This is a genomic window from Phyllobacterium sp. K27 (assembly GCF_054796155.1).
Map to the genome: position 1 here is coordinate 178,067 of NZ_CM139240.1, position 25,810 is coordinate 203,876.

Here is a 25,810-nt window from a genome sequence, read left to right on the forward strand (position 1 = left end):
CGATTTTTGTTTATGATCCATTTTGCGCACGTCTCTTCAGTTGAGAAAATTTGCAACTGAGAGCAATCTGACGCATATTCCAGTCATGAAACATGCTTTGAATCACAAACCTGAATATGAGAAGGAATTGCGCAAAGCGGGCGTGCGTATTACGCGGCCACGGCGTATCATTCTGGATATTTTAAGCTCAACAGAAGATCATCCGGATGCAATGAAAATATTTCATCGTGCCATCGAGATTGATGACAGCATTTCGCTGTCGACGGTCTATCGAACGATGAATTTGCTTGAAGATATGGGTGCCATACATCGCCATGCTTTCAGCGGGGGACCATCGCGCTTTGAACAGGCTCACGGCGATCACCATGACCATCTGATCGACATCGACACCGGGGCGGTCATCGAATTCAAATCAGATAAAATTGAGAAACTGCAAGAGGAAATCGCCAAATCGCTCGGGTACGATATTGTGCATCACCGGCTTGAGCTCTATGCGCGAAAAACTGAAAACCAATGAAAAAGCCGCCCGAAGGCGGCCTTCAAACCCGGGTTATAATCTCAGGCCGCGTTAGAGGCTGGCTGCGAAGTCAACAGATCATAAAGCAGATTGGCATCATGAGCGGTACGCAATTTGGCGATCCGCTCCGGATCGCGCAACATGCGAGCAATCCGGGATAAGGCCTTCAAATGGTCAGCGCCAGCATTCTCCGGAGCCAGCAAGAGAAACACAATGTCGACGGGCTGATCGTCCAGTGCCTCAAAATCGACAGGGGTATCCAACTGAGCAAAAACCCCGGCAATACGCTTCACGCTGTTAATCTTCCCGTGCGGAATGGCAATGCCATTGCCGACACCGGTTGATCCTAGACGCTCGCGTTGCAAAACCGTATCGAAAACCTCGCGTTCGCTCAGTCCGGTCAAAGCGGCTGCCTTTTCCGACATGATCTGCAAGAGTTGCTTCTTGGAATTGACTTTCAATGCGGGCAGGACAGCGTCGGGCTGAATGAGATCACCCAGATCCATTATTCTCTTCCTTCCAGTTACCGTCCGCACCTTGTTAAAAGTGCGGACGGTAGTTCAACTCGCCATGAACTTGTTCTTTATTTACCGGGACACGACCTGATCGGCCACAGTTGAGGGGTCGATCCAACCAATATTCCCATCTGCGCGGCGATATACGATATTAACCTGCGTACTACCAGCGTTACGGAACACAACGACAGGACTATCTTTCAAGTCGAGCTCTACGACCGCAGATGCAACGCTCATGCTTCTCAATGCCATTGATGTTTCTGCAACAATAGTGGGAGCATAATCCTCTGGAATATCCTCATCTTCATCAGGCACAGGTGCCATCACGCGATAAGAAACATCATCGAAAACGCCGTTTGATCCAGGAGCCTGATGTGATTTTAACCGGCGTTTGTAGCGGCGAAGCCGCTTATCAACACGCTCACCGGCTGCATCGAAAGCCAATTGTGGATCCTGAGCCTCGCCTGCTGCCTGAAGTACCGTTCCGGTGTCGAGACGTACCAGGCAATCTGCGATGAATCGGGAGCCCTGTTTTTCCACGGTAACGTGGCCAGAATACCCGCCGCCGAAATATTTGGTGACCATTTCAGCCATCCGCTCTTCAATTTTAACGCGGAAAGCATCGCCGATGTCCATATGTTTTCCAGATACACGCAGACTCATGGTACCTCACCTTCATTGTGATTTCATTGCCCGATCCAATCTACACTGTTGTTTCGAATCGAGCAAAGACATCCCGCAAAATCGCGGGGATGTTTAATCACATTTCACTTTCCTGATGTTCCATCCTAAGGCGCGCTTCAACTCCATCGTCGTAAACTATCAGCGCTTCGCTCTCCTGACCGGACTTCTTTGGCCCAGCTCATTTGCCCACTGCTAACAATCCTACACGTGGTGGAGCAATGAATCCAGACCTTACATTGCTCTTGGCAGCGGAAGCCTCAGCTTTTTTCTCACGACGTCGTTGAACCGAGGAAGCGATGTTCATCGCTTCGCGGTATTTGGCGACAGTGCGACGTGCAATATCAATATTCTGTTCCTTCAACATATCGACGATCGTATCGTCCGAAAGGATTGAATCGGGTGATTCAGCATCGATTAGAACTTTGATTTGATGCCTTACCGATTGCGAAGAATGCTGCTCGGCACCTTCGCTGGCAGCAATGGCTGCATTGAAAAAGTATCGCAGCTCAAAAACGCCCCGCTTGGTGAGCATATATTTATTTGTCGTGATACGGCTGACCGTGGACTCATGCATCCCGATTGCATCTGCAACATTGCGCAGATTGAGAGGCTTCAGATGCGCGACGCCCTGCAAAAGAAACTGCTCCTGCTGGCGAACAATCTCAGTGGCAACCTTGAGAATAGTTTGAGCGCGCTGATCAAGACTTCGCACCAACCAATTCGCATTGTGCATACATTCCCCAAGAAATGCCTTTTCGTCGGGAGACGTTTTCGCTTTCATTATAGTTGCACAATAGCTGTTATTGATCAGTACCCGGGGCAATGTCTCTGAATTAAGCTCTATACGCCAGCTGCCATCAGGCGCCTGGTCAACTTGAACGTCAGGAACAATACTGCCCGCCACACCAGACGAAAACGCGGTGCCGGGCTTCGGGTCAAGCAACTGTACTTCCCGAAGCATATCGATGATTTCCGTATCCCCGACCCGGCATAGTTTTTTCAAGCTTTGAAAATCGCGCTTTGCGAGCAGCTCAAGATTTTGAAGCAGAATATCCATTGCTGGTGAGAGACGTTTTCTGGAACGCAGTTGAAGCCGCAGACATTCCGCAAGATCGCGTGCAAACAGCCCTGCGGGCTCAAATCCCTGTAGAACGAAGAGCAACCTCTCCATATATTCGACAGAAGAACCAATTTGCGCGGCGATTTCAGCAATATCGCCACGAAAGTAGCCGATTTCATCGATCTGATCCGCCAGTGCAACCGCAATCAATCGATCCTCTGCATTCTCGAAAGCGAAAATGATCTGTTCCCTGATATGATCCTGCATGCTGATCGGCGCTGCAGTTACCTGCTCAAGATTGAAGTTCTCCCCACCCGATGAAACATAACCGTCGCCAGCGGATGACTTCCACTGAGAAGCAAGATCACTTGCAATGAAATCACGGCTGCCGGGATCGTCGGGAAAAATGTTTTCAAGCGAACTATCAAATGTATCGGACATTGAGCTTGAACTGGTCGCTTCGCCACTATTCAGCCAAAGGCTCTCAGGTTCCGTAGACAAGAGCTCCGCATCGCCATCGTCTCGTATGTCTGGATTGCCATCTAAACGGTGATCGGCGTTAGCACGAACGCCGTCGAGCGAAATATTGTCGTCGGCCGCATCCAGCCTTTCCAATAAAGGGTTTTTTTCGATTTCCTGCTCAATGAATTGCTCAAGCTCGATATGATTCAGCTGCAACAGCCGTATCGACTGCATCAGCAATGGGGTCATTACCAGAGATTGGGTTTGCCTCAGATCGAGTTTTGGCGACAGAGCCATAATATACGCAGCTACTCCTGACGGAATTTAATTACTGCTGTACAGAAGTGGCCCAATCCTTGCTTGTCAATTGAAAAGCTCTAAAAACTCGTGTGATGAGGTCACTTTCAACCAGAACGGGTCTAAAAACTGACATATTTTATCAAAGATGGCCAGATCAGCAAAATCAGAGCTTAAACTCGTCACCAAGATAAAGTCGCCGGACATCCGGGTTTGCAATTATTTCATCTGGACGGCCATGGGTCAAAACCTGACCAGCATGTATAATATAAGCTCTGTCGATCAGCTTGAGCGTTTCGCGAACATTATGGTCTGTGATCAATACGCCAATACCCCGGCCGGTCAGGTGCCGAACCAGTTGCTGAATATCAGCAACAGCAATCGGATCAACACCGGCAAACGGCTCGTCAAGCAACATGAAGTTTGGACGCGACGCTAGCGCGCGTGCGATCTCCAGGCGTCTACGCTCGCCACCGGAAAGTGAAATCGCCGGAGCTTTGCGCAAATGGGCGATGTGAAACTCTTCCAGAAGCGAATCCAGCTCCTGCGCGCGCGCATGTCTGTCTTTCTCGACAATCTCGAGCACGGCTTTGATGTTGTTTTCTACAGACAGCCCGCGAAAAATCGATGCTTCCTGTGGCAGATATCCGATGCCAAGGCGCGAGCGCCGATACATGGGCATTGTGGTGACATCGAACCCATCGATTTCAATCGTACCTTTGTCGACGGGTACGAGTCCGGTTACCATATAAAAACAGGTTGTCTTGCCGGCACCATTCGGGCCAAGAATGCCAACAGCCTCACCAGAACGAACGCCGAATGAAACACCATTGACGACTTGTCGACCATTATAGCTTTTCGTGATTCCACGAGCGACAAGCGTGCCTTTCATGCGATCCGCAGCCGAAGGGTCAGCCGGGCGCATCTCCTGTGAGACACTGGAATTTGGCCGTGCGGCATTCTTGCTGGGTGAGCGGCGTGAAAAGAGAGACACTTACGATTCTTCCGGCGGCTTAGTTCTGTTGGGCGTTTTTAGGCGCCACGACGATTGAAACACGTCCGGTCTGGCCGCTCTTGCAGCTCTCAAGCTGAGCTTCACCCGTTTTCAGTTGGGCGGTCAGCTTGCAGCCAACAGCGACATTATCCCCTTGCGAAAGAACAACCTTGTTTCCTGTCAGTACCAGCACTTCGGTCTTCATGTCGAAAGTGCCGCGATCACCTGTTGCAACCTGATCTTCGGATTTCACATAGACCTTACCGCTGACTTCAAGGTGATCAATGTCCTGTGCCCCGGCGCCCGCCACGCCTGCCGAGGCTTGCGCGGTCTCACCGTTTGCAGCATTTTTATTACCGCCCTTGACGTAATAGACGATCATTTCGCCCGCCTTTAACAGCGTCGCGCCCTGAACAACCGTTACATTTCCGGTAAATGTCGCAGTGCCCGCATCGTTATGTAGCACGACCTTATCGGAATCGATCTGAATTGGCTGGTCGCCAGAGAGCTTTATACCGCCAGGTGCTGCATCTGGAGTCTGCTGCGCCATAGCAGGGACAACCAATACGGACGCCAACAAACTTATTGCAACAGATGCTATCCTGATCAGTTTCGCCCCGAAAGACATCGCCTTCTCTCCTAATCCGAGAAATTTCTTCAAAGTAACGATCGTGACTGTTATCAGTTCGACGATTTTACCTCATTGTCACCTTCTTGCAGCTTTGTTGGTTGAATGACAAGCCTTACGCGCTTTTCAAACGTCACTACCTTACCGCCGTCGGTAATCTGCATACTGTCGGCAACAATACTGCCATTACGATTTTTTACGCTCACAGGGTCATTGGTCGACATGGTATTTCCGGCAATATCAATATCAGCAGATTGCAATTGAGCCGTTATACCATCTGATGTCACCAAGGTTATCTCACTGTCGAGTTTCAACTGCCTGTTGGCGTTGTCGAATACCCCTGACTTTGCCTTAACCTCAGCGCGCATTTCTTTGCCGATTGGAATTTCTGCGTCAATACCTTCCAGCGATATAACTGAGCTGTTTCCAACCTGCTGAAGGGCTCTTACAGCGCTCATTTTGTAAGGCAGCTTGTCTTTGGTAAAGCCATCAAGCTTCGGATTTGTCATCACAAGCTTGCCATCTTCTATACCTGCGCCATCCAAAGCAATGTTGTTTGGAACGCCTGACGCTGAAAAGAAGGTAAACCATGAGAAAACCGCCGCACCAACAAGGGCGATTACCGGCAAAGAGAACTTCAACAGCCGGACGCGACGCGAATGGCGTTCCGCAGCTTTGAAAACTGTCGAACCCTTGTCGGATGCCGCAAACTGACGTGCAACCGTTGCATGATGCTCGGCGTCTGTGGCGGCATTACGCGCACCATTGATATCGGTTTTCTCAATAGACATGGGTTTGGCTGCTGTTACCGTTTATAATATTTCTAGCTAGTTCAACGCCAATATGGTTATTTTTCGATGAAATAGACGCGACTTAGAGGCCACGCAGTGCGTACTGGAATAAGTATGCGGTCGGATGGCCAGTTACAAGGTCAATTTGCCAATACGCTTATTCTTGCCAACCGATTGACCACAAAGTCTGGACTTCCATAAGACGATATCGCAGAAGAGTATCACAAAGTTTGGCGAAATGGACAAAAATGATGGCCCACACAGCGGACGCAATTATTGATCGGCGCAAGCTCAGGCGGAAAGTGACTTTCTGGCGTATCATTGCTTTACTGGCAGCGGCATTTGCCTTGCTTGCGGTCTATCTCTTCACTACCGGATCGGAAGCCTATACCAGCAAATCCGTTTCACACATTGCGAAAATAAGAATTGAGGGAACCATCCTTGAGGATGAAGAACTGCTCAAGCGCTTGAACGATGTTGAAGAGTCGAACGCGGTTAAAGGCGTCATTATTTCTATCGATTCGCCCGGCGGAACCACTGCGGGCGGTGAGGCAATCTACGAAGCCGTCCGCAAAGTTGCGGAGAAGAAACCTGTGGTCGCACAGGTTGGAACTTTGGCCGCCTCAGCCGGATATATGATAGCGGTGGGCACAGATCACATTGTTGCGAGGCAATCATCTATTGTCGGCTCGATCGGCGTGTTGTTTCAATACCCGGATATATCGGAACTTTTGACAAAGGTCGGCGTCAAAGTCGAAACTATTAAATCCAGCCCACTGAAGGCAGAGCCCAATTTTTTCAACCCTGCCAGCGACGAAGCCAAAGCGATGATCCATCGTATGATTATTGATTCTTACAATTGGTTCGTTGGTCTGGTTGAGGATCGCCGGAAATTTAGCCACGAACAGGCTTTGGCACTTGCTGACGGTTCCGTCTTTACTGGCCGTCAGGCTCTCGCGAACAAGCTCATTGACGCGCTTGGTGGCGAAGAGAAAGCTCTGGAGTGGCTTATAGGCAAAGGCGTGGACGCGAAGCTTAAAGTGGTTGAATGGAAGCCCGTTGAGAAATCAACTTTTGGTTCGCTTGTCTCGCAGTCCGCAATGAAAATGGTTACCAAGCTTCTGGGTCTGCCCGAAACAAGTGTCGGAATGCTTCATGAAGCAACCGGCGACAGGATGTTTCTTGACGGACTCGTTTCGGTTTGGCACGTTGACGGCAAGCCTGCGGGGGCGCAATAAGCTATTCGCATATAAGATCAGTGGCATAGTCCGGGTTGACTATGTATCTTGATCTCACAACCAGAAGGGAATTTCGCTGTGATCAAATCAGAGCTCGTGCAAATAATTGCCAACCGCAATCCGCACCTATTCCAGCGCGATGTAGAGAATATTGTCGGCGCCATCTTTGATGAGATCACAGATGCTCTGGCTGAGGGCAATCGTGTTGAGCTGCGCGGCTTCGGCGCATTTTCCGTAAAGAACCGCCCTGCCCGTAGCGGACGCAATCCGCGAACAGGTGAAAGCGTTGATGTTGAAGAGAAGTGGGTACCGTTTTTCAAAACCGGCAAGGAATTACGCGACAGGCTGAATGCAAACAGCTGAACCCGCAATGAGTAAGCAAGCAAAGAGGCTTCGATATGATTAATCGCGTGGTCGCCGTACTCATTCTCGTACCGATCGCGATTATTCTTGTCGCGTTGTCGGTTGCCAATCGCGGCAATGCCCTATTCACCATTGACCCTTTCAACCCGGGCAATCCTGCGCTTTCTTACTCGGCTCCTTTGTTTGTCTTGTTGTTTGCTGCTTTGATCATTGGACTGGTCATCGGCAGTCTTGTCACCTGGGCCAATCAGGGCAAACACCGGAAACTGGCGCGCCAACGCAAGCTTGAAGCAGAAATGTTGCGCAAGGAAGCGCGCAAAGCGACCGCTGAAACTGCCTCAACGCCAAATCTTCCTTCACTGCATTAACTATATAAATCCTGCCAAGGAATGTGCCAATGAAACTCGTCTCCCCCGCTGAGGTCGATGCCCTGTTGAATTGGCCCGACATGATTAATGCAATCGAGCTGGCATTCCGCCAAGGTGTGATCCAGCCCGTTCGTCACCATCATACTGTTGATCGCCCGGATGGAGCGGCCTCAACGTTGCTACTTATGCCTGCATGGTCTGATTTTGATGCGCTGGGCGACTCCTCCAAGGGATATATGGGCGTCAAGATTGTTACGGTATCACCGGATAATGGAGCAGTCTCTAAACCTGCTGTGATGGGCGTCTACCTATTGCTGGACGGCAAGACCGGTGAACCAAAGGCTCTGATAGATGGCCAGCGCCTGACATTGTGGCGGACTGCCGGTGCGTCCGCCCTCGCTGCACGTTACCTCGCCCGGGAGGACGCCGCCAAGCTCGTCGTTCTGGGGGCAGGAGCGCTTTCGGGTTTTTTAGCCCGTGCGCACAGCGCAATACGGCCGATCAAAGAAATCTCGATCTGGAACAGAAATTTTGCCGGAGCCGAGAAAGTTGCTGCGGAGCTGACCGCTGGCGGATTCAATGCCAGAGCAGTCAAAGACAAGGATGCCGCAATCGCGGAGGCTGACATCATTACTGCGGGAACACTTTCTACGGAACCCTTGATTCTTGGCAGGCACTTGAAACCCGGCGCTCACGTTGATCTGATTGGCGCTTTTACGCCAGCTATGCGGGAGAGTGACGATGAGTGCGTCAAACGCGCCCGTGTTTTCGTTGATACGAAAGAGGGTGCATTGAAAGAGGGCGGAGATATCGTCCAGCCGATCAAGGCAGGCGTAATCCAATCCAGCCATGTCGTAGGGGATTTGTTCGATCTAACACGTGGAACGGTAAAAGGCCGTCAGTCGGCGGATGAGATCACCCTTTTCAAGTCCGTGGGTGCAGCCCTTGAAGACCTTGCTGCCGGTATCCTTGTCTATGAAAAGGCAATGGCGTAGTAACCTTGAAAAAGGTTACAAGGAAAATACGGTTTGAAATCGTCCGGCGGTAAAATCAGAAAAGCGAAAAGCGGTGGTAAGCGGCAAGGCGACGTTTCCAAGAACGTCGTACAACGGCAAAGCGCGACAAAGCCCCGCCCGCAATTCGCGAAAGTGTACCGTTCAGCCGATGACGAAACGGAACGTGCACCGCAGCGGACAGAACAAGCGCCCAAGCGTGTTCTTACACGCCGTATCGGCGCTCGTCCGCAGGAAAAGACCGGGCTTATTCTGGAAACGCGCCCCTCTGAAGACTATGCGCTTCTTGATAGCGGCAATGGCTTGAAGCTGGAGCAATATGGTCCATACCGGATTGTACGCCCGGAAGGTCAGGCAATCTGGCTTCCCGCATGGAGCAAGGCTGAATGGGACAAGGCAGATGCAGTTTTCACCGGCAATACGGATGAAGAGGGCGTAGGACGCTGGCATTTCCCCAAAGTGCCGCTGGGTGAAACCTGGCCGCTTGCTTATGAAGGCATCCCGTTTTTTGGCCGCTTCACCTCATTTCGGCATGTCGGTGTATTTCCTGAACAGGGGACGCATTGGGCCTATATGGATAATTTGATCCGCAATGCAAAACGTCCTGTCAAAGTGCTCAATCTTTTCGGTTATACGGGTGTTGCTTCTCTCGTGGCAGCGCGGGCAGGCGCAGAAGTCACACATGTCGATGCATCAAAGAAAGCCATTCTCTGGGCACGCGAGAATCAGGAAATGGCAGGTCTGTCGAGCAAACCCATTCGCTGGATATGTGAAGACGCAATGAAATTCGTTGCGCGGGAAGAACGCCGCGGAAATGGTTACGACATCATTCTCCTCGATCCGCCAGCCTATGGGCGCGGCCCCAACGGAGAAGTCTGGCAACTTTTCGATAATCTCCCGGACATGATCGATTTGTGCCGTTCGATCCTCACTCCCAATCCTTTGGCGGTTGTATTAACTGCCTATTCAATCCGCGCATCCTTCTTTGCCATTCACGAGCTGATGCGGGACACATTCACGGGCCTTGGTGGTGAAGTGCAGTCCGGCGAACTCATTCTTCGTGAGCGCTCCTCGCAGCGCGCCCTTTCCACATCTCTTTTCAGCCGTTGGGGCGCATCATGAATAAACAGGACGACCATCATCGCGGCAGCGGCATTGTCCGTCCCGGCAAAGTCAAGGAAGTCACCAGCCTGACAAATCCGATCGTCAAGGATTTGCGATCACTGGCATTGAAGAAATTCCGTGATCAACAGGGGGTATTTCTTGCCGAGGGACTGAAGCTCGTCATCGATGCGCTCGATCTCGGCTGGACAATCAAGACTTTGGTTTACTCCAAAGCGGGCAAGGGAAACTCCCTTGTCGAGCAGGTTGCCGCCCGAACGGTTGCCAAGGGCGGTGATGTGCTGGAGGTCAATGAAAAGATCATGGCGGCAATAACCCGGCGTGACAATCCGCAAATGGTGGTCGGGGTATTCCAGCAGAACCTTCACGTGCTTTCCAACATCCGCCCGCAAGGCAATGATGTTTTTGTGGCTCTGGATCGGGTTCGGGATCCTGGAAATCTGGGCACGATCATTCGCACCGCCGATGCAGCAGGGGCCAAAGGCATCATCCTGATTGGCGACACCACAGATCCATTCTCGCTGGAGACGGTTCGCGCAACAATGGGATCTGTTTTTGCCGTTCCCCTCGTTCGAGCAACGGAGGCAGAGTTTCTGTCCTGGAGAAAGAACTTCACAGGGTTGATCGTTGGAACGCATCTCAAAGGCTCTGTCGACTATCGGACCATCCCTTACGCCAATAAGCCGGTTGTCCTGTTGATGGGCAACGAGCAGCAGGGCCTGCCTGACCAACTAGCGTCAAGCTGTGACCGGCTGGCGCGGATTCCTCAACAGGGACGCGCCGATTCCCTTAATCTCGCCATCGCAACCGGTGTAATGCTGTTTGAAATCCGGCGTGACGTCCTGAAACTTGACACGACCAACTGAGAAAAAGCCCTTTATGAGCAACAAGCGTTTTTCCAGCCTTCTTGCAATCATCGTCATTGCTGTCCTGACCGATCAGATAATCAAATATTTCGTCGAAACAGGCATGGATTACCAGCAGCAGATTGACCTCTTGCCTTTTCTGGCGCTATTCCGCGTTCATAATGAAGGCATTGCCTTCTCAATGTTGAGCGGAATGCATGACATTGCACTCATAGGGCTTACGCTCGTCGTCATAGCGTTCGTAAGTTACCTTTGGTGGACTACCAGTGCGGGACGCTGGGTTTCGCGCACAGGCTTTGCTCTCATCATTGGCGGCGCCCTCGGCAACCTCATTGATCGCAGCGTTCATGGCTACGTGATCGACTATGTACTTTTTCATCTGCCATCTTGGTCATTCGCCGTCTTTAACCTCGCCGATGCTTATATTTCCGTTGGTGCAGCACTGGTGGTACTTGAGGAGATTTTTGTTTGGGCGAAAGAGCGGAAACGGACCGATCAAGCAGACTAACTGATTAAAACACCATCAGTTTGGCCTCCTTTTTACGTCATGTTGCCGTCATCAAACCGTAGTAATGAGAGCGGGAACGGTTACCGGTCAACCTCCGACAAGGGTTAAATCGATATGGACATCACCTTGCTTGAATCCGCTTCAATCTCTAAAGATCAAAGCATTATGTCGCAGGTTGATTCAACGTCCGTACCGTTTACGGCTCCACAAATCGTCTCGGTGCTTGGTCGCATCGGAACGATGGAGGTTTGTCTTGCACAGACCGAAGATGAAATTGCCTCGTCTCAGAAACTACGGTTCAAAGTATTCTTCGATGAATTGGGTGCCAAAGGTTCCGCAACATCCGAGCAACGAGACGCTGACCGCTTCGATCCCTTCTGCGATCACCTTCTTGTTTATGACACGGCGATTCCTGGACCGAAGCACAAACAGATTGTTGGAACATATCGACTATTGCGCTCGGAAAAAGCGTTCGAGACGGGCGGGTTTTATACAGCAAGCGAATTTTCCATCGAACAGCTTGTCGCAGCTAAGCCAGAATTGCGCTTTCTTGAACTTGGCCGTTCCTGTGTTCTGCCTGAATATCGCTCAAAACGTACTGTTGAGCTGCTCTGGCAAGGCATCTGGACTTATTGCCGGTTTCATTCGATTGGGGTGATGTTTGGATGCGCATCCTTCCAGGGAACGGTTCCCGCTGCCCATGCCCTGCCGCTATCATTTCTGCATCATAATTGCCGTGCGACAGCCGATTGGGATGTTAAAGCTCTACCCTCTCTTTATCAACCGATGGACCTCGTTCCAAACGAAGCCATCAATGCGCGTGTTGCACTCTTTGCGATGCCGCCATTGATTAAGGGTTATTTGCGTTTGGGTGCGATGATTGGCGATGGCGCCGTTATTGATTATGATTTCGGCACAACGGATGTCTGTATCATTCTGCCTGTCAGCCGTATCTCCGAGCGCTATGTGAGCCATTATGCGGCCGAATCGAAGCGTTTCGGCTAAGACCTTTTCATCACCTGTGGAGAATATCGCAGTTTGGCTCTGCAGAGGTGTGTAAATCTGCCGATAACGAATAGATTGCTCCTGCTGTAGCTCAGGAGACAAGTTTTGGCCGAATTGGCACCATCATCTGTAACTCAATCCCCCTATGAAGCTGAACCGTCAGCGCGTCCAACGCCGATGATGGAGCAGTATATCGAGATTAAGGCGACCAATCCTGACAGTCTCCTGTTTTATCGAATGGGCGATTTTTACGAGCTTTTTTTCGACGATGCCGTTGAAGCTTCCAGAGCTCTTGGGATTACGCTGACAAAGCGTGGAAAACACCTTGGCGAAGATATTCCCATGTGCGGCGTACCGGTTCATGCTGCCGATGATTATTTGCAGAAACTCATAGCACGAGGCTTTCGGGTCGCTGTTTGCGAACAGGTGGAAGACCCCGCCGAAGCGAGGAAGCGTGGTTCAAAATCTGTCGTAAAGCGCGATGTCGTTCGCTTGGTTACACCTGGAACCATAACTGAAGAGAAGCTTCTCGATCCATCCGAGGCGAACTATCTGATGACCCTCGGGCGGGTCAAAGGTACTGACAAAGCCCAGTTTGCCCTTGCCTGGATCGACATTTCGACCGGCACCTTCCGTGTAGGCGAATCGGATGCTTCGCGCCTGCTTGCGGATATATTGCGTGTCGACCCTCGGGAGCTGATCGTTGCTGATACGGTTTTTCATGATCCGGAATTACGCGGTACTTTCGACGCTATAGGCCGCGCTGTCAGCCCCCAACCGCCAAGTCTATTCGACAGTGCCACAGCAGAATATCGCATACAGCGCTATTTTGATGTCAGAACTCTGGATGGCTTCGGTCAGTTTTCACGCGCTGAACTTTCCGCCATATCCGGCGCCATTGCCTATGTCGAAAAAACACAGCTGGCCGAACGCCCACCCTTGATGCGTCCCGAGCGGGAATCGGAAGGTTCCTCGCTTTTCATAGATCCGGCGACGCGAGGGAATCTTGAACTTTTACGCACCCTTTCCGGCAAACGCGAAGGGAGCTTGCTGCGCGCGATTGACCGAACGACAACGGGCGGTGGGGCGCGCCTTCTGGCCGAACGATTGACCTCGCCATTAACAGACCCGGCAGCTATTGCCGAACGACTTGATTCCATCTCTTATTTTCTCGCCCGACAACCTCTCGCTGACCTGATGCAAGCGGCGCTGCGGGGCGTGCCCGATATGCCTCGCGCCTTGTCCCGGCTTGCCGTTGGCCGCGGTGGGCCCAGAGACCTAGGAGCTATCGCGCGCGGCTTGGAAGCTGCATCCGAGATATCCCGGTTGTTTTTGAGTGAGGCATTGCCACCCGAGCTTGCCCGTGTTCGCGAATGTCTCACCCAATTGCCTCTGGATTTTGCCGCTCATCTTGATCGGGCTTTGGCTGATGAATTGCCGTTGTTAAAGCGTGATGGTGGTTTTGTTCGAGCAGAGTATCACGCTGAACTCGATGAAATGCGTGCTCTGCGGGATCACTCACGCCGCATTATTGCTGGCCTGCAAGCTGACTATATGGAAACCACCGGCATCCGGTCCCTGAAAATAAAGCATAATAATGTACTGGGCTACTTCATCGAGGTAACCGCCAACAATGCTTCCATCATGACGGACAGCGATGAGGCGAAAGCCAAGTTCATACATCGCCAAACAATCGCCAATGCTATGCGCTTCACCACCACTGAGCTGGCTGAGCTTGAAACCAAAATCGCAAATGCAGCAGAACGCGCCCTTTCGATTGAACTGGGCATCTTCGATGCATTGACGAATGAGATGATCGTCAATGCCGATATCATACGTGCAGGTGCTCTTGCTTTGGCAACGCTTGATGTTTCCGTTGCTTTGGCAGCGCTGTCCGATGAACAAGGATATTGCCGTCCTCTTGTTGACGACAGCCTGGCTTTCGAGATCGTCGCAGGGCGTCATCCCGTGGTTGAGCAATCTTTGCGACGGCAAGCGGCGAATCCTTTCGTTGCCAATGACTGCAATCTCTCGCCGCTTATCACTGGTAAAGGAGCCATCTGGCTCCTGACTGGACCCAATATGGGCGGTAAATCGACTTTTCTGCGCCAGAACGCGCTTATCGCCATTCTCGCGCAAATGGGTTCGTTTGTACCTGCAGGTTCGGCGCATATAGGCGTTGTCGATCGGCTGTTTTCCCGCGTCGGTGCATCCGATGATCTGGCGCGCGGCCGCTCCACATTCATGGTAGAAATGGTTGAGACGGCTGCGATCCTGAACCAGGCAACAGATCACTCCCTTGTGATCCTTGATGAGATCGGACGCGGCACTGCCACTTTTGATGGTCTTTCCATAGCGTGGGCAGCGGTTGAATATTTGCATGAGAAAAATCAATGCCGCGCAATCTTTGCAACGCATTTCCATGAAATGACTTCGCTTTCGGAAAAGCTTGAACGCCTGAGCAATGTAACAATGCGGGTGAAAGAATGGGATGGCGATGTCGTGTTTCTTCATGAAGTTGCAAAGGGGGCCGCCGACCGCTCCTATGGCGTTCAGGTGGCGCGTCTGGCCGGCCTGCCTGAGGCTGTCGTCAACCGGGCACGCGATGTTCTGCACCAACTGGAGGCAGGAGAAACCTCCGGCAAGGCAGATAAGTTGATTGATGATTTGCCGCTGTTTTCAGTTGAGGTCAAACGCCAGGCTCCCAAACCTGTTCAGGGAAAAGACAGCGCGCTCCTTTCAGCACTTTCGTCGATCAATCCCGATGAATTGACGCCACGCGACGCACTCGAGGTTCTTTACCGCCTGAAAGGCCTTACCGCGGGTTAGTGCCTATTGCTGCATGCTTCAAAATGTAATCGTTTCGTTTAATGCAAATTCGCGCTATAGCGTGCGGCCATCATTTGTAAAGTCGTGTTCATGAGCGCCACAGACCTGAAACTGGAACAAATCGTCAGCCCTGACAGGCTTCATCAGCAATTTGAAGACCTCGTCAAAGCGGCAGCCAAGCAGGGTAAGCCGTCTGTCGAGCGCAGCGATGTGTTGCAGCTTATCAAGCAAACGCTGGAACTTGGCCGTAAAAGCGCTGAAACCATGCTGATGCAAGATGCACGTGGTACACGATGCTCCGTGCGACTCTCTTGGTTGATGGATCAGATCATCACGGCGCTTTATAATTTTGCAACCAGTCACGTATATCCTGCGGTTAATCCTTCCACTTCAGAGAAAATGACGATCATAGCTGTTGGCGGCTATGGGCGCGGTGGCTTGGCTCCCGGTTCCGATATCGATCTACTATTTCTTCTGCCCTATAAACAAACCCCTTGGGGCGAGCAGGTGGTCGAATACATTCTTTATATGCTGTGGGATATCGGCCTGAAAATCGGCCATGCTACCCGCAACCTTGACGAGTCAGTCCGCTTGTCACTTTCGGACATGACGATACGCACAAGCATTCTGGAAGCTCGCTACATCTGCGGCAATCAAGAGCTGTTCGACAAGCTCATCGACCGGTTTGATAAAGAGGTCGTTGAGGGCACCGGTCCCGCCTTTATCGAAGCAAAACTTGCAGAGCGGGATGCCCGTCATAAGAAGTCCGGAGCAACACGCTATCTTGTCGAACCGAACGTAAAGGAAGGCAAAGGCGGTCAGCGCGATCTGCACACGCTCTTCTGGATCGCCAAATACTACTATCGCGTCAAAACAAGCGATGAGCTGGTCAAGCTGGGCGTGCTCTCGCGCGCAGAGCACAACATATTCCGCAAGGCCGAAGACCTTTTATGGGCTGTTCGCTGCCATATGCATTTTCTTACGGGAAAAGCCGAAGAACGTCTTTCTTTCGATATACAGAGCGAGATCGCAAGGCGCCTTGGCTATACGGCGCATCCCGGACAGCGGGATGTTGAGCGCTTTATGAAACACTACTTTCTCGTGGCAAAAGAAGTTGGCGATCTGACGCGTATCATTTGTGCCGCTCTGGAAGAGGAGCAGGCGAAACATGTTCCGGGTTTCAACCGAATTTTTCTTACTTTTTCCCGGCGAAAACGCAAGCTCGCGGGAACAGCGGATTTCGTTGTCGACAATCACCGCATCACGATTGCCAATGACGGTGTGTTTCACAAGGACCCTGTGAACCTGATCCGTCTTTTCCACCTTGCTGATAAACATGGGCTGGAATTTCATCCGGATGCAATGCAGCTGGTTACACGTTCTCTTTCCCTGATTAAAGCGGATTTGCGCGACAATCCTGAAGCCAACAAGCTCTTTCTGGAAATACTGACTTCCGAACGTGATCCGGAACTTATCCTGCGCCGCATGAACGAATCCGGTGTGTTGGGTAAGTTCATTCCGGATTTTGGTAAAGTTGTCGCGATGATGCAGTTCAATATGTATCACCACTATACGGTCGATGAGCATCTGTTGCGATGCATCGCAGTCATGTCTGAAATCGAGCGCGGCGACCTTGAACATGAGCATCCCCTGGCTAACCAGATCATGCCGGGGCTGAAAAAGGACCGTAATCTCATATATGTCGCGCTTCTGCTGCACGATATTGCGAAAGGTCGCCCAGAAGATCACTCCATTGCTGGAGCTCGAATCGCGAAACGCATATGTCCGCGGCTTGGGCTTTCCAAGGCCGATACTCAAACGGTTTCCTGGTTGGTTGAGCAGCATCTGACCATGAGCATGGTGGCGCAGTCACGCGACCTGAATGACCGCAAAACGATCGAAGACTTTGCCGATATTGTACAAACGCTCGAGCGTATGAAGTTACTGTTGATCCTTACAATCTGCGATATCAAAGCGGTTGGCCCTGGTGTCTGGAATGGCTGGAAAGGACAGTTGTTGCGGACCCTGTTCTACGAAACGGAATTGATGCTAACAGGTGGTTTTTCCGAAGTATCGCGCAAAGAGCGCACAGACCATGCGAGAGCACAGCTTGAGCACGCGCTTTCATCATGGCCGCAGATCGAGCGCCAATCTTATCTTGCACTTCACTACCAGAACTATCTGCTGACTGTAAGCATTGCCGATCAGTTGCGCCACGCGACCTTTATTCGGGAATCTGACGCCAGCGGCAAGACGCTCGCTACAATGGTGAAAACGCATGATTTCGAGGGTGTCACAGAAATTACCGTTCTTTCTCCAGACCATCCGCGACTTCTATCCGTTATCGCAGGCGCATGCGCGGCCGCAGGCGCAAATATCGTCGATGCGCAGATTTTCACCACCAGTGATGGACGGGCACTCGATACAATCCTGATCAGCCGAGAATTTGCGACTGACGATGATGAGCGGCGGCGCGCCACGCGGGTCGGGCGCTTGATTGAGGACGTCCTGTCGGGCAAAACCTACCTGCCTGAGATGCTTGCCTCTCGAACAAAACCCAAGCGCGCCGCAAAAGCATTCAAGATCACACCACGGGTGGAGATCAATAACACACTATCGAACAAATTCACGGTTATTGAAGTCGAAGGTTTGGATCGTCCGGGCGTTCTGTCAGAGATCACAGGAGTAATCTCTGATCTTTCTCTCGACATCGCCTCGGCACATGTGACGACGTTCGGCGAAAAGGTTATCGACGTGTTTTATGTAACCGATCTTGTCGGCCATCAGATTACCAATACAACCCGGCAGAGCCGTATTCGCAAAAAACTTCTCGCGCTTTTCGGCGAAGGCGACATTATTATCGCCCAGCCTCAACGGCAAAACGTCCTCATGACGGCAGAATAATATGAGCCTCGTCAAGAAATTTGCGACCGTTGCGTCCGGAACGTTGATGAGCCGCGTCTTCGGTCTTACCCGCGAAATACTTATGGCTGCAGCTCTGGGGATCGGTCCGGTTGCCGATGCATTCAACGCCGCTTTCCGGTTTCCCAATACGTTCCGTCGATTATTTGCGGAGGGCGCATTCAATGCAGCCTTTGTTCCCCTTTTTGCCAAGGAGATCGAAGCCAATGGGATGGATGGGGCGAAGCGGTTTTCTGAAGAAGTCTTTGGCGTTCTGTTCAGCGTTCTGATGGTTCTGACCATCGTCATGGAGCTATCCATGCCGCTCATCGTGCGAACTGTAATCGCTCCGGGTTTTGTCGACGATCCGCAAAAATTCAGCAATACGGTTTCGATGGCGATCATCATGTTCCCGTATCTGGCGTGCATGTCTCTGGCAGCCATGATGGGCGGAATGCTCAATTCCCTACATCGTTATTTTGCCGCCGCAGTCGCACCTGTTTTCCTGAACATCATCCTCATCGGCGTTCTTGCCTATGCCTGGTATGCGGGCCATGATGGAATCACCATCGGCTATGGCCTCTCTTGGGGCGTTATGGCAGCTGGACTGGTGCAGTTGGCGATCGTATGGTTTGCCGTGCGAAAAGCCGGAATATCTATTGGTTTCCGCCGTCCGCGTATGACTTCCAATGTCAAACGACTTTTGGTTTTGGCTTTGCCCGCCGCAATAACTGGCGGCATCACGCAGATAAACCTGCTGATCAACACCAATATAGCTTCGGGTAAGGAAGGGGCTATTACCTCGTTGGCAAACGCTGATCGCGTCTATCAGCTTCCTCTGGGCGTCGTGGGCATAGCAGTCGCGACCGTGCTGTTACCCGAACTTGCCCGCGCCCTGCGCTCTGGCAATCTGAAGGAAGCGGGCAACCTTCAAAACCGCTCGGTCGAGTTCATACTGTTTCTCACTCTGCCTGCTGCTGCTGCTCTGCTGGTTATGTCCGAACCGATCATCCGGCTCTTGCTTGAACGCGGAGAGTTTACAGCGGAATCAACCAGCCGTGTTGCGAATATTCTTGCGGTGTATGGTCTTGGCCTGCCTGCATTTGTGCTGATCAAAGCATTCATTCCGGGATTTTTCGCACGCGAGGATACCAAAACACCAATGATTTTCGCCGCTGTTTCAGTGGTAATCAATATTTCCATGGCTTTGACACTCTTTCCCATTTTGGCAGAAATAGGCATTGCAACAGCTGAGGTAACGGCGGGATGGATCAATGCCATCCTCCTGTTCTCCACCCTCATCTGGAGAGGGCATTGGGGGCGAGACATTCCGCTTTTGACCCGCATACCACGGCTGATCATTGCCTCCGCCATTATGGCGCTTGCGTTATCCTATGCGATCGAATGGGCTGAGCCTTACCTTGCTATACAGGCGCCAGTTTATATTCAGGCGGCAGGTGTGTTCGGGCTGATCCTCATGTCCATGGTTTTGTATTTCGCGTTGGCTTTTGGCAGCGGAGGCGCAAGCCTCGGCATGGTCCGCCGCAACATAAAGCGCCGGGCAAAAACTCCTGAACCACCGACGGAGAATCCATTATAATGGGCAGGGGAGTTGGACTGATCACACTCGTCGTGGACGACTATGACGAGGCGATTGCCTGGTACACAAATGTGCTGGGGTTTTCTGTTGTGACCGACACGAAACTATCGGAAACAAAGCGCTGGGTCGTCGTCTCGCCCGAAAATGATGGTGCCAAGCTGCTGCTCGCACAGGCCGAAGGTCCGCAACAACAGCAAGCGGTAGGAAATCAAACAGGGGGCCGCGTCGCCCTGTTTCTCTATACGGATGACTTTTCAAGCGACCACACGAAAATGCTGGATGCAGGCGTGAAATTCCTCGAAGAACCGAGACACGAAGCCTATGGTAGTGTGGCAGTTTTCGAGGATCTCTACGGCAATAAATGGGACCTGTTGCAGCTCAAATAAAGGTAGGGCTTGAATCCCATGCTTCCCTCTGCCAGAACCGCACGTCATGGCCACCCAGACTTGGCCCAAAGAAGAATTAAGGACGATTTATGAGCACGTTTGAACCGCTCGTTTTTTCCGGTGTTCAACCAACCGGCAATCTGCACCTTGGCAATTATCTCGGCGCGATCCGCCGTTGGGTTGCACTGCAGGAAAACAATAACTGCATTTATTGCGTGGTTGACCAGCATGCCATAACGCAGGCGGTTTCGGTCTGGGGTGGACCATCCGAACTTTTGCGCAACACGCGTGAAGTTACGGCTGCTTTCCTGGCTTCAGGGGTTGATCCGAAAAAACATATCGTCTTCAACCAGAGCCGTGTGCGGCAGCACTCTGAACTCGCATGGATATTCAACTGCATCGCCCGCATGGGCTGGCTGAATCGCATGACTCAGTTCAAGGACAAGGCTGGCAAGGATCGCGAAAATGCATCTGTTGGCCTCTATGTGTACCCCAATCTGATGGCTGCGGACATTCTCGTCTACCGCGCTACCCATGTGCCTGTTGGCGAAGACCAGAAACAACATCTCGAACTAACCCGTGATATCGCACAAAAATTCAATACTGATTTTTCCGACCGTATTGCTGAGCTTGGTCTTGGGGTAGAGACACAGTCCGGCGATGAAACCATTTCCAGCTTCTTTCCATTGACCGAACCCGTGATCGGCGGGCCTGCCGCTCGGCTCATGAGCTTGCGTGATGGCACCAAGAAAATGTCGAAGTCTGACCCGTCTGACCTATCTCGGATCAATCTTATTGACGACGCCGATACAATCTCGAAGAAGATCCGGAAGGCAAAGACTGATTCCGATCCCCTGCCCTCCGACGTCGAAGGTTTGAAAGACCGGCCGGAAGCGGACAACCTGGTCGGCATTTATGCCGCTTTGACCGACACCGACAAACAAACCGTACTTCGCAACTTTGGTGGCCAGCAGTTTTCTGTCTTCAAGCCAGCGTTGGCTGAGCTTGCTGTCGAAAAGCTTTCGCCTATTGCTGACGAGATGCGCCGTATTTCTGCTGATCCCGGCTATGTCGACAAGGTGCTCAAGGATGGCGGCGAGCGGGCAAGCGTGCTTGCAGAAAAGACGATGCACAATGTTCGAGATATTGTTGGCTTCCTTCAGGACTAGACAAGACTTGCGGACAATCGACGCTTAAGGCAGGTTGCACAAATGGTATCAAAACGTCTCAGCCGCGAAGCTGGCCATCGCCGTAAATTCCTGGCCATTATAGATGAAACCCCCGAATGCGAGCGGGCCGTTGCTTATGCAGCCCGCCGTGCCAAGACCACTGGCGGCGTGTTGCTGCTTCTGTTCGTCATCGACTCAGCTGATTTTCAAGCGTTCCTCGGTGTTGAGCACATCATGCGAGCCGAGGCCGAGGAGACCGCAAACTCCACGCTCAGCAAATTTGCAGCACGTGTTCGGGAAAGTATCGGTATAGAGTCCGAACTCGCCGTTCGTGAGGGCATAACTTCAGAAGAAATTCAAAAGCTCATCGAAGAAGACCAGGACATCGCCATTCTGGTTTTGGCTGCCGGTTCTGGCAAGGATGGCCCGGGCCCGCTTGTACAGTCTCTGGCCGGACGTGAAACATTTTCCATTCCCGTCACTGTCGTGCCCTATAACCTCTCTGATGAGGATATTGATGCCATCACCTGACGGCATCCCCAAAACGTGATATAATCTTGACTTGAAGAGAATGGTTTAAAGGCCTATATGCCTCTTTGAATAGTTCTAAACTAGGGACGCGAGATACGCCATGTTTATCCAGACCGAAGCCACGCCGAATCCAGCAACATTGAAATTCTTGCCGGGAAAGGTGGTGCTTGAAGAGGGTACTGCCGATTTTCGTGATGCAACAACTGCGGGTGACGCTTCGCCTCTCGCTGCCAAGATCTTTGCTGTCCCTGGCGTTTCCGGTGTATTCTTCGGATATGATTTCGTAACTGTCACCAAGACTGATGCGCCTGAATGGCAGCATCTGAAGCCGGCAATTCTCGGCGCCATCATGGAGCATTTCATGTCCGGCGCTCCCGTTATGGCAAATGCGAGCGATATTGCCGACAATGCCCAGCGTGAAACCGAAGGCGAATTCTTCGACAGTGCCGACAGTGAGATTGTCGACACGATCAAGGAGCTCTTGGAAACACGTGTTCGCCCCGCTGTCGCTCAAGATGGTGGCGACATCACATTTCGCGGCTTTGAAAACGGCACTGTGTTCCTGCACATGAAAGGCGCTTGCTCTGGCTGTCCCTCGTCCACTGCAACGCTCAAACACGGTATCCAGAATCTCCTGAAGCATTTCGTTCCGGAAGTTCAGCAGGTTGAAGCCATCTGATTTACTATAATGAAAAGCCCGCATCAGCGGGCTTTTCATTATTTCAATTTACGGCGCCCGGTCCGGGAATTGCTCCGGGTGGACACTTCCCAAGTATGATCATACCGAGCACTTCATCCTCGTTCACATCGCCGACCTTTGCGGTTCCAACGACCTGACCATTCTTCATCACCGCGACGCGATCTGCCAGGTGGAAGACGTCATGAATATCGTGGCTGATGAGAAAGATGCCAATCCCTTCGCTCTTGAGCTGCTTGATCAACTCTCCCACCTGTGCTGTTTCCTGCGGACCGAGCGCTGCGGTTGGCTCGTCCATGATAAGAATACGGGCATTGAAGAGAATAGCTCTTGCGATTGCCACAGACTGGCGTTGACCACCTGAAAGAGCCTTGACCGGATCCTTAAAGCGCTGAAAGCGCGGGTTAAGCCGACCCATTACCTCTCGTGCACTATGTTCCATCGCAACATCATCCAGCGTACCCCACGGCGTCATGAGTTCGCGTCCCAGATAAAGATTGGCCGCCGTATCTACATTGTCCGCCAATGCAAGGGTTTGGTAGATTGTCTCGATGCCATAGGCTTTGGCATCACGCGGATTGCTGATCGAAGCCTCTTCACCATTAACCTTGATCGTACCGCTATCACGCTTGTAGGCGCCCGACAGAATTTTGATCAATGTTGATTTACCAGCGCCATTATGTCCAAGAAGAGCAACGACTTCCCCCGGGAAAAGATCGATCGATGCGCCATCAACTGCACGGATACCACCGAAGGCAATTGAGATGTTTTCCATATCTATGAGAGCGGTTTGTCCGTTTGTCATAATTTTTTCCTCCCTCAAGCAGTCCGGCGGCGATAAATTGTATCAAGCCAAACAGCTATGACCAGAACCAGGCCAACAACAATATTTTGCAATGGAGTGTCGAGGCCCAACAAGACCATCCCGGAACTCAGCGATTGCATCAAAAGCGCGCCGATCATTGCACCGGCAATCGTGCCAACACCACCAGCCAATGACGTACCGCCGATAACAGCAGCAGCAATCGTCAACAGTTCATCGAGCGTTCCTTGAGCATTGGTCGCTGCATTCAGGCGTGCCGTCGAGATGGCTCCGGCTATCGCGCATAGAATACCCATAATAATGAAGATTTTCATGGTGACCCAACGTGTATTGATACCTGCAAGGTCGGCCGCTTCGGGATTACCGCCCATCGCAAACACATAGCGGCCAAAACGCGTACGTGTTGTCACGAAAGTCATGATGATACCAGTGGCCACCGCAATCAGAACCGGCACCGCAATACCATGGGAAATAAACAGGCCGCTTTCCGGGATTACGATATTGTTCGCTTCTGCATATCTGCGAACAATCCCAATGGGCCAATAATAAGCGTTAGCAATTGCGACAACGCCAAGCACCAAGCCGCAAGCGACAAAGCCTATGAATAGCTCAGCCCAGACAGGGCGACGCGGGAAATTGAAACGCTTGCGTTGACGACGGCTATTGATGATCATAGCGACCAAGGCGACACAGGCGACAAGACCGACGACCCAGCTCCACATCGCGCCGATTGCCCCATCAGGCCCACCGCCCATGAGGCGAAAGGTTGAGTCCATTGGCGCAACAGTTCTGCCGGAAGTAACCCACCACGCAGCACCGCGCCAGACCAAAAGCCCGCCCAGCGTTACGATGAATGCAGGGACGCCCATAAATGCGATCACAAAACCCTGAATGCCGCCGATAATCGCGCCCGTCAAAATACCAATAGCGAGCACTATCAGCCAAGTTGCTGAATGTTCAAACCCGATTAGCTTGGGTAGGAATTCGGCTTGGGTAACGCCCATGATCATGCCGACAAAACCCAATACTGAGCCGACTGACAGATCAATGTTCCGCGTAACAATGATCAAAACCATGCCCGTTGCCATGACCGCCACTGAGGAGGTCTGAACGGAAAGATTCCAGAGATTTCGCGGTGTCAGAAACTGACCACCCGACAGGAACTGGAAAGCCAGCCAGATTATCACCAGCGCCCCTATCATACCCAGAAGCCGCGTATCGAGCTCCGTTGCTTTGAAGAAGCGAGCAACAACACTCAGTTCAGAAGCGCGGGCGCGGTCGAGGCTAATAGCCGGATCACTCATGAAATTTCTCCCAGTTATCTTGTTTGAACGCCGCCGACCCGGAGGATCAGCGGCGTCAAATTTCAGGATGTCTTGATCAAATTATTTGCAAGCTGCCACAGCATCGGCTTTTACGCCTTGGCAAACGACATCTTTCGTGACCCAACCCGCATCAATGACAACATCGAGATTGTCCTTGGTAACCGGAACTGGTGTCAGGAACACTGCACTGACCTCAACCTTGTTGACCCCGCCAGCAAATTTCTGGACATTTGGAATTTCTTCCATCTTCTTGCCATCAGCCAATGCTGCTGCAATGTTTGCGGCTTCTTTGCCCAACTCACGCGAGTCTTTCCAGATCGTCACAGTCTGCGTACCCAGAGCAACCCGGTTAAGCGCTGCAAAATCGGCATCCTGACCTGAAACCGGAACGGAGCCGGCAAGACCTTGAGCTTGAAGTGCTGCGATGGCCCCGCCAGCCGTTCCGTCATTGGCAGCAACAACAGCATCAATCTTGTTGTCATTGGCAGTGAGAAACTGCTCCATGTTCTTCTGCGCATTAGCAGGCAGCCAGCCATCAGTATAGGCCTCACCGACATTCTTGATTTTACCGGAGTCGATAGCTTCTTTGAGCACTTCCTGCGCACCGGCAAAGAGGAAATCAGCGTTTGGATCTGCCGAGCTGCCCTTAATGAAGGCATAGTTGCCTTCTGGCTTTACTGCCAATACGCCGCGAGCCTGCATACGCCCAACCTCTTTATTGTCGAAGGTGACGTAGAATGCGTCTTTATTTTCGATCAAACGATCATAACCCACAACCGGAATGCCTTCGGCTACAGCTTTTTCTACCGCCGGACCAATCGCACTGGAATCCTGCGCCAGAATGATCAAAGCATTGGCGCCCTGCGCAATCAGGCTTTCCACGTCGGTCAATTGCTTCGCTGCAGACGACTGCGCATCGGCCGAAATGTATTTGTCACCATTCGCCTCGAGAGCTTTCTTGATGGCAGCTTCATCGGTTTTCCAACGCTCTTCCTGGAAGTTCGACCAAGAAACGCCGATGATTTTGTCCTTTGCGAAAACAGGTCCTGCAAACGAGACAGCCAGAACCGCTGCTCCCGCCAATGCGGCCGCATATTTCTTCATGATAACCCTCCCAG

General features: G+C 51.8%; 25 protein-coding genes. 16 read left to right on the top strand and 9 right to left on the bottom strand.

Features of this window, described 5'->3' with window-relative positions:
• Nucleotides 1-85 precede the first annotated feature (85 nt).
• Nucleotides 86-517 (top strand): Fur family transcriptional regulator, encoded by a 432-nt coding sequence (locus tag ACYJL1_RS00870; protein WP_460896593.1) that lies wholly within the window; start codon nucleotides 86-88, stop codon nucleotides 515-517.
• A 41-nt stretch (nucleotides 518-558) separates the two neighbouring features.
• Here the strand turns inward: ACYJL1_RS00870 and ptsN are convergent, their stop codons facing one another.
• From ptsN to lptC, 6 genes are all read right to left on the bottom strand, one after another.
• Nucleotides 559-1,023 carry a PTS IIA-like nitrogen regulatory protein PtsN gene (ptsN, locus tag ACYJL1_RS00875; RefSeq protein WP_460896594.1) on the bottom strand — a complete coding sequence of 155 codons (465 nt, stop codon included), beginning with the start codon at nucleotides 1,021-1,023 and terminating at the stop codon, nucleotides 559-561.
• A gap of 81 nt (nucleotides 1,024-1,104) precedes the next feature.
• Nucleotides 1,105-1,695 carry a ribosome hibernation-promoting factor, HPF/YfiA family gene (gene hpf, locus ACYJL1_RS00880; protein WP_115051531.1) on the bottom strand — a complete coding sequence of 197 codons (591 nt, stop codon included), beginning with the start codon at nucleotides 1,693-1,695 and terminating at the stop codon, nucleotides 1,105-1,107.
• A gap of 199 nt (nucleotides 1,696-1,894) precedes the next feature.
• A complete protein-coding gene (rpoN, locus tag ACYJL1_RS00885) occupies nucleotides 1,895-3,535 on the bottom strand; it encodes an RNA polymerase factor sigma-54 (RefSeq protein WP_460896595.1) in 1,641 nt (546 codons plus the stop codon).
• Nucleotides 3,536-3,701: 166 nt separating this feature from the next.
• Nucleotides 3,702-4,460, bottom strand: coding sequence for an LPS export ABC transporter ATP-binding protein (lptB, locus tag ACYJL1_RS00890; protein WP_460897891.1), 759 nt, complete (start codon nucleotides 4,458-4,460; stop codon nucleotides 3,702-3,704).
• An 88-nt stretch (nucleotides 4,461-4,548) separates the two neighbouring features.
• A complete protein-coding gene (locus ACYJL1_RS00895; protein WP_460896596.1) occupies nucleotides 4,549-5,157 on the bottom strand; it encodes an LptA/OstA family protein in 609 nt (202 codons plus the stop codon).
• 53 nt (nucleotides 5,158-5,210) lie between these two features.
• Nucleotides 5,211-5,948, bottom strand: a complete 738-nt coding sequence (lptC, locus tag ACYJL1_RS00900; RefSeq protein ID WP_460896597.1) for an LPS export ABC transporter periplasmic protein LptC — start codon at nucleotides 5,946-5,948, stop codon at nucleotides 5,211-5,213.
• 251 nt (nucleotides 5,949-6,199) lie between these two features.
• On the opposite strand from lptC, the gene sppA reads away from it, so the two are divergent.
• From sppA to ACYJL1_RS00975, 15 genes are all read left to right on the top strand, one after another.
• Nucleotides 6,200-7,186, top strand: a complete 987-nt coding sequence (gene sppA, locus ACYJL1_RS00905) for a signal peptide peptidase SppA (RefSeq protein ID WP_460897892.1) — start codon at nucleotides 6,200-6,202, stop codon at nucleotides 7,184-7,186.
• 78 nt (nucleotides 7,187-7,264) lie between these two features.
• Nucleotides 7,265-7,549: an integration host factor subunit beta gene (locus ACYJL1_RS00910; RefSeq protein ID WP_115051536.1), complete on the top strand. Its 285-nt coding sequence runs from the start codon at nucleotides 7,265-7,267 to the stop codon at nucleotides 7,547-7,549.
• A gap of 35 nt (nucleotides 7,550-7,584) precedes the next feature.
• Entirely contained in the window at nucleotides 7,585-7,917 is a 333-nt protein-coding gene (locus ACYJL1_RS00915; protein WP_460896598.1) for a LapA family protein, read from the top strand.
• A 29-nt stretch (nucleotides 7,918-7,946) separates the two neighbouring features.
• Nucleotides 7,947-8,912, top strand: a complete 966-nt coding sequence (gene lhpI / locus ACYJL1_RS00920) for a bifunctional Delta(1)-pyrroline-2-carboxylate/Delta(1)-piperideine-2-carboxylate reductase (RefSeq protein WP_460896599.1) — start codon at nucleotides 7,947-7,949, stop codon at nucleotides 8,910-8,912.
• Nucleotides 8,913-8,945: 33 nt separating this feature from the next.
• Nucleotides 8,946-10,052 (top strand): class I SAM-dependent methyltransferase, encoded by a 1,107-nt coding sequence (locus tag ACYJL1_RS00925; RefSeq protein WP_460896600.1) that lies wholly within the window; start codon nucleotides 8,946-8,948, stop codon nucleotides 10,050-10,052.
• On the top strand, nucleotides 10,049-10,918 hold the full coding sequence (locus ACYJL1_RS00930; protein ID WP_460896601.1) for a TrmH family RNA methyltransferase: 870 nt from the start codon (nucleotides 10,049-10,051) through the stop codon (nucleotides 10,916-10,918). The genes ACYJL1_RS00925 and ACYJL1_RS00930 overlap by 4 nt, the downstream gene beginning before the upstream one ends.
• Before the next feature lie 13 nt (nucleotides 10,919-10,931).
• Entirely contained in the window at nucleotides 10,932-11,426 is a 495-nt protein-coding gene (gene lspA, locus ACYJL1_RS00935; RefSeq protein ID WP_460896602.1) for a signal peptidase II, read from the top strand.
• A gap of 165 nt (nucleotides 11,427-11,591) precedes the next feature.
• Nucleotides 11,592-12,431 carry a l-ornithine N(alpha)-acyltransferase gene (gene olsB / locus ACYJL1_RS00940; protein ID WP_460897893.1) on the top strand — a complete coding sequence of 280 codons (840 nt, stop codon included), beginning with the start codon at nucleotides 11,592-11,594 and terminating at the stop codon, nucleotides 12,429-12,431.
• A gap of 177 nt (nucleotides 12,432-12,608) precedes the next feature.
• Nucleotides 12,609-15,260: a DNA mismatch repair protein MutS gene (gene mutS / locus ACYJL1_RS00945; protein WP_460897894.1), complete on the top strand. Its 2,652-nt coding sequence runs from the start codon at nucleotides 12,609-12,611 to the stop codon at nucleotides 15,258-15,260.
• A 90-nt stretch (nucleotides 15,261-15,350) separates the two neighbouring features.
• Nucleotides 15,351-18,164, top strand: a complete 2,814-nt coding sequence (locus tag ACYJL1_RS00950; RefSeq protein ID WP_460896603.1) for a [protein-PII] uridylyltransferase — start codon at nucleotides 15,351-15,353, stop codon at nucleotides 18,162-18,164.
• A gap of 1 nt (nucleotide 18,165) precedes the next feature.
• Nucleotides 18,166-19,761 (top strand): murein biosynthesis integral membrane protein MurJ, encoded by a 1,596-nt coding sequence (gene murJ, locus ACYJL1_RS00955; RefSeq protein ID WP_460896604.1) that lies wholly within the window; start codon nucleotides 18,166-18,168, stop codon nucleotides 19,759-19,761.
• Complete coding sequence (locus ACYJL1_RS00960) at nucleotides 19,761-20,147, top strand: VOC family protein (protein ID WP_460896605.1); 387 nt, start codon at nucleotides 19,761-19,763, stop codon at nucleotides 20,145-20,147. The genes murJ and ACYJL1_RS00960 overlap by 1 nt, the downstream gene beginning before the upstream one ends.
• Nucleotides 20,148-20,236: 89 nt before the next feature.
• Nucleotides 20,237-21,316 carry a tryptophan--tRNA ligase gene (gene trpS / locus ACYJL1_RS00965; protein WP_460896606.1) on the top strand — a complete coding sequence of 360 codons (1,080 nt, stop codon included), beginning with the start codon at nucleotides 20,237-20,239 and terminating at the stop codon, nucleotides 21,314-21,316.
• Between the two features lie 42 nt (nucleotides 21,317-21,358).
• Entirely contained in the window at nucleotides 21,359-21,847 is a 489-nt protein-coding gene (locus tag ACYJL1_RS00970; protein ID WP_460896607.1) for a universal stress protein, read from the top strand.
• A 100-nt stretch (nucleotides 21,848-21,947) separates the two neighbouring features.
• A complete protein-coding gene (locus tag ACYJL1_RS00975) occupies nucleotides 21,948-22,526 on the top strand; it encodes a NifU family protein (protein WP_460896608.1) in 579 nt (192 codons plus the stop codon).
• Between the two features lie 43 nt (nucleotides 22,527-22,569).
• Here ACYJL1_RS00975 and ACYJL1_RS00980 read toward each other — a convergent pair whose 3' ends face one another.
• The 3 genes from ACYJL1_RS00980 to xylF all read right to left on the bottom strand — a co-directional run bounded on the left by ACYJL1_RS00980 (nucleotide 22,570) and on the right by xylF (nucleotide 25,796).
• Nucleotides 22,570-23,349, bottom strand: a complete 780-nt coding sequence (locus tag ACYJL1_RS00980) for an ATP-binding cassette domain-containing protein (protein ID WP_460896609.1) — start codon at nucleotides 23,347-23,349, stop codon at nucleotides 22,570-22,572.
• 14 nt (nucleotides 23,350-23,363) lie between these two features.
• The gene (locus tag ACYJL1_RS00985) at nucleotides 23,364-24,671 is read right to left on the bottom strand and encodes a sugar ABC transporter permease (protein ID WP_460896610.1); all 1,308 of its coding nucleotides are present in this window, start codon (nucleotides 24,669-24,671) and stop codon (nucleotides 23,364-23,366) included.
• Nucleotides 24,672-24,752: 81 nt separating this feature from the next.
• The gene (gene xylF, locus ACYJL1_RS00990) at nucleotides 24,753-25,796 is read right to left on the bottom strand and encodes a D-xylose ABC transporter substrate-binding protein (RefSeq protein WP_460896611.1); all 1,044 of its coding nucleotides are present in this window, start codon (nucleotides 25,794-25,796) and stop codon (nucleotides 24,753-24,755) included.
• Nucleotides 25,797-25,810: the final 14 nt, after the last annotated feature.

Bases quoted from the DNA above. Each gene is read 5' to 3' on its own strand.
- ACYJL1_RS00870 (WP_460896593.1), top strand. From the start codon at position 86: ATGAAACATGCTTTGAATCACAAACCTGAATATGAGAAGGAATTGCGC.
- ptsN (WP_460896594.1), bottom strand. From the start codon at position 1,023: ATGGATCTGGGTGATCTCATTCAGCCCGACGCTGTCCTGCCCGCATTG.
- hpf (WP_115051531.1), bottom strand. From the start codon at position 1,695: ATGAGTCTGCGTGTATCTGGAAAACATATGGACATCGGCGATGCTTTC.
- rpoN (WP_460896595.1), bottom strand. From the start codon at position 3,535: ATGGCTCTGTCGCCAAAACTCGATCTGAGGCAAACCCAATCTCTGGTA.
- lptB (WP_460897891.1), bottom strand. From the start codon at position 4,460: ATGCGCCCGGCTGACCCTTCGGCTGCGGATCGCATGAAAGGCACGCTT.
- ACYJL1_RS00895 (WP_460896596.1), bottom strand. From the start codon at position 5,157: ATGTCTTTCGGGGCGAAACTGATCAGGATAGCATCTGTTGCAATAAGT.
- lptC (WP_460896597.1), bottom strand. From the start codon at position 5,948: ATGTCTATTGAGAAAACCGATATCAATGGTGCGCGTAATGCCGCCACA.
- sppA (WP_460897892.1), top strand. From the start codon at position 6,200: ATGGCCCACACAGCGGACGCAATTATTGATCGGCGCAAGCTCAGGCGG.
- ACYJL1_RS00915 (WP_460896598.1), top strand. From the start codon at position 7,585: ATGATTAATCGCGTGGTCGCCGTACTCATTCTCGTACCGATCGCGATT.
- lhpI (WP_460896599.1), top strand. From the start codon at position 7,947: ATGAAACTCGTCTCCCCCGCTGAGGTCGATGCCCTGTTGAATTGGCCC.
- ACYJL1_RS00930 (WP_460896601.1), top strand. From the start codon at position 10,049: ATGAATAAACAGGACGACCATCATCGCGGCAGCGGCATTGTCCGTCCC.
- lspA (WP_460896602.1), top strand. From the start codon at position 10,932: ATGAGCAACAAGCGTTTTTCCAGCCTTCTTGCAATCATCGTCATTGCT.
- olsB (WP_460897893.1), top strand. From the start codon at position 11,592: ATGTCGCAGGTTGATTCAACGTCCGTACCGTTTACGGCTCCACAAATC.
- mutS (WP_460897894.1), top strand. From the start codon at position 12,609: ATGATGGAGCAGTATATCGAGATTAAGGCGACCAATCCTGACAGTCTC.
- ACYJL1_RS00950 (WP_460896603.1), top strand. From the start codon at position 15,351: ATGAGCGCCACAGACCTGAAACTGGAACAAATCGTCAGCCCTGACAGG.
- murJ (WP_460896604.1), top strand. From the start codon at position 18,166: ATGAGCCTCGTCAAGAAATTTGCGACCGTTGCGTCCGGAACGTTGATG.
- ACYJL1_RS00960 (WP_460896605.1), top strand. From the start codon at position 19,761: ATGGGCAGGGGAGTTGGACTGATCACACTCGTCGTGGACGACTATGAC.
- trpS (WP_460896606.1), top strand. From the start codon at position 20,237: ATGAGCACGTTTGAACCGCTCGTTTTTTCCGGTGTTCAACCAACCGGC.
- ACYJL1_RS00970 (WP_460896607.1), top strand. From the start codon at position 21,359: ATGGTATCAAAACGTCTCAGCCGCGAAGCTGGCCATCGCCGTAAATTC.
- ACYJL1_RS00975 (WP_460896608.1), top strand. From the start codon at position 21,948: ATGTTTATCCAGACCGAAGCCACGCCGAATCCAGCAACATTGAAATTC.
- ACYJL1_RS00980 (WP_460896609.1), bottom strand. From the start codon at position 23,349: ATGACAAACGGACAAACCGCTCTCATAGATATGGAAAACATCTCAATT.
- ACYJL1_RS00985 (WP_460896610.1), bottom strand. From the start codon at position 24,671: ATGAGTGATCCGGCTATTAGCCTCGACCGCGCCCGCGCTTCTGAACTG.
- xylF (WP_460896611.1), bottom strand. From the start codon at position 25,796: ATGAAGAAATATGCGGCCGCATTGGCGGGAGCAGCGGTTCTGGCTGTC.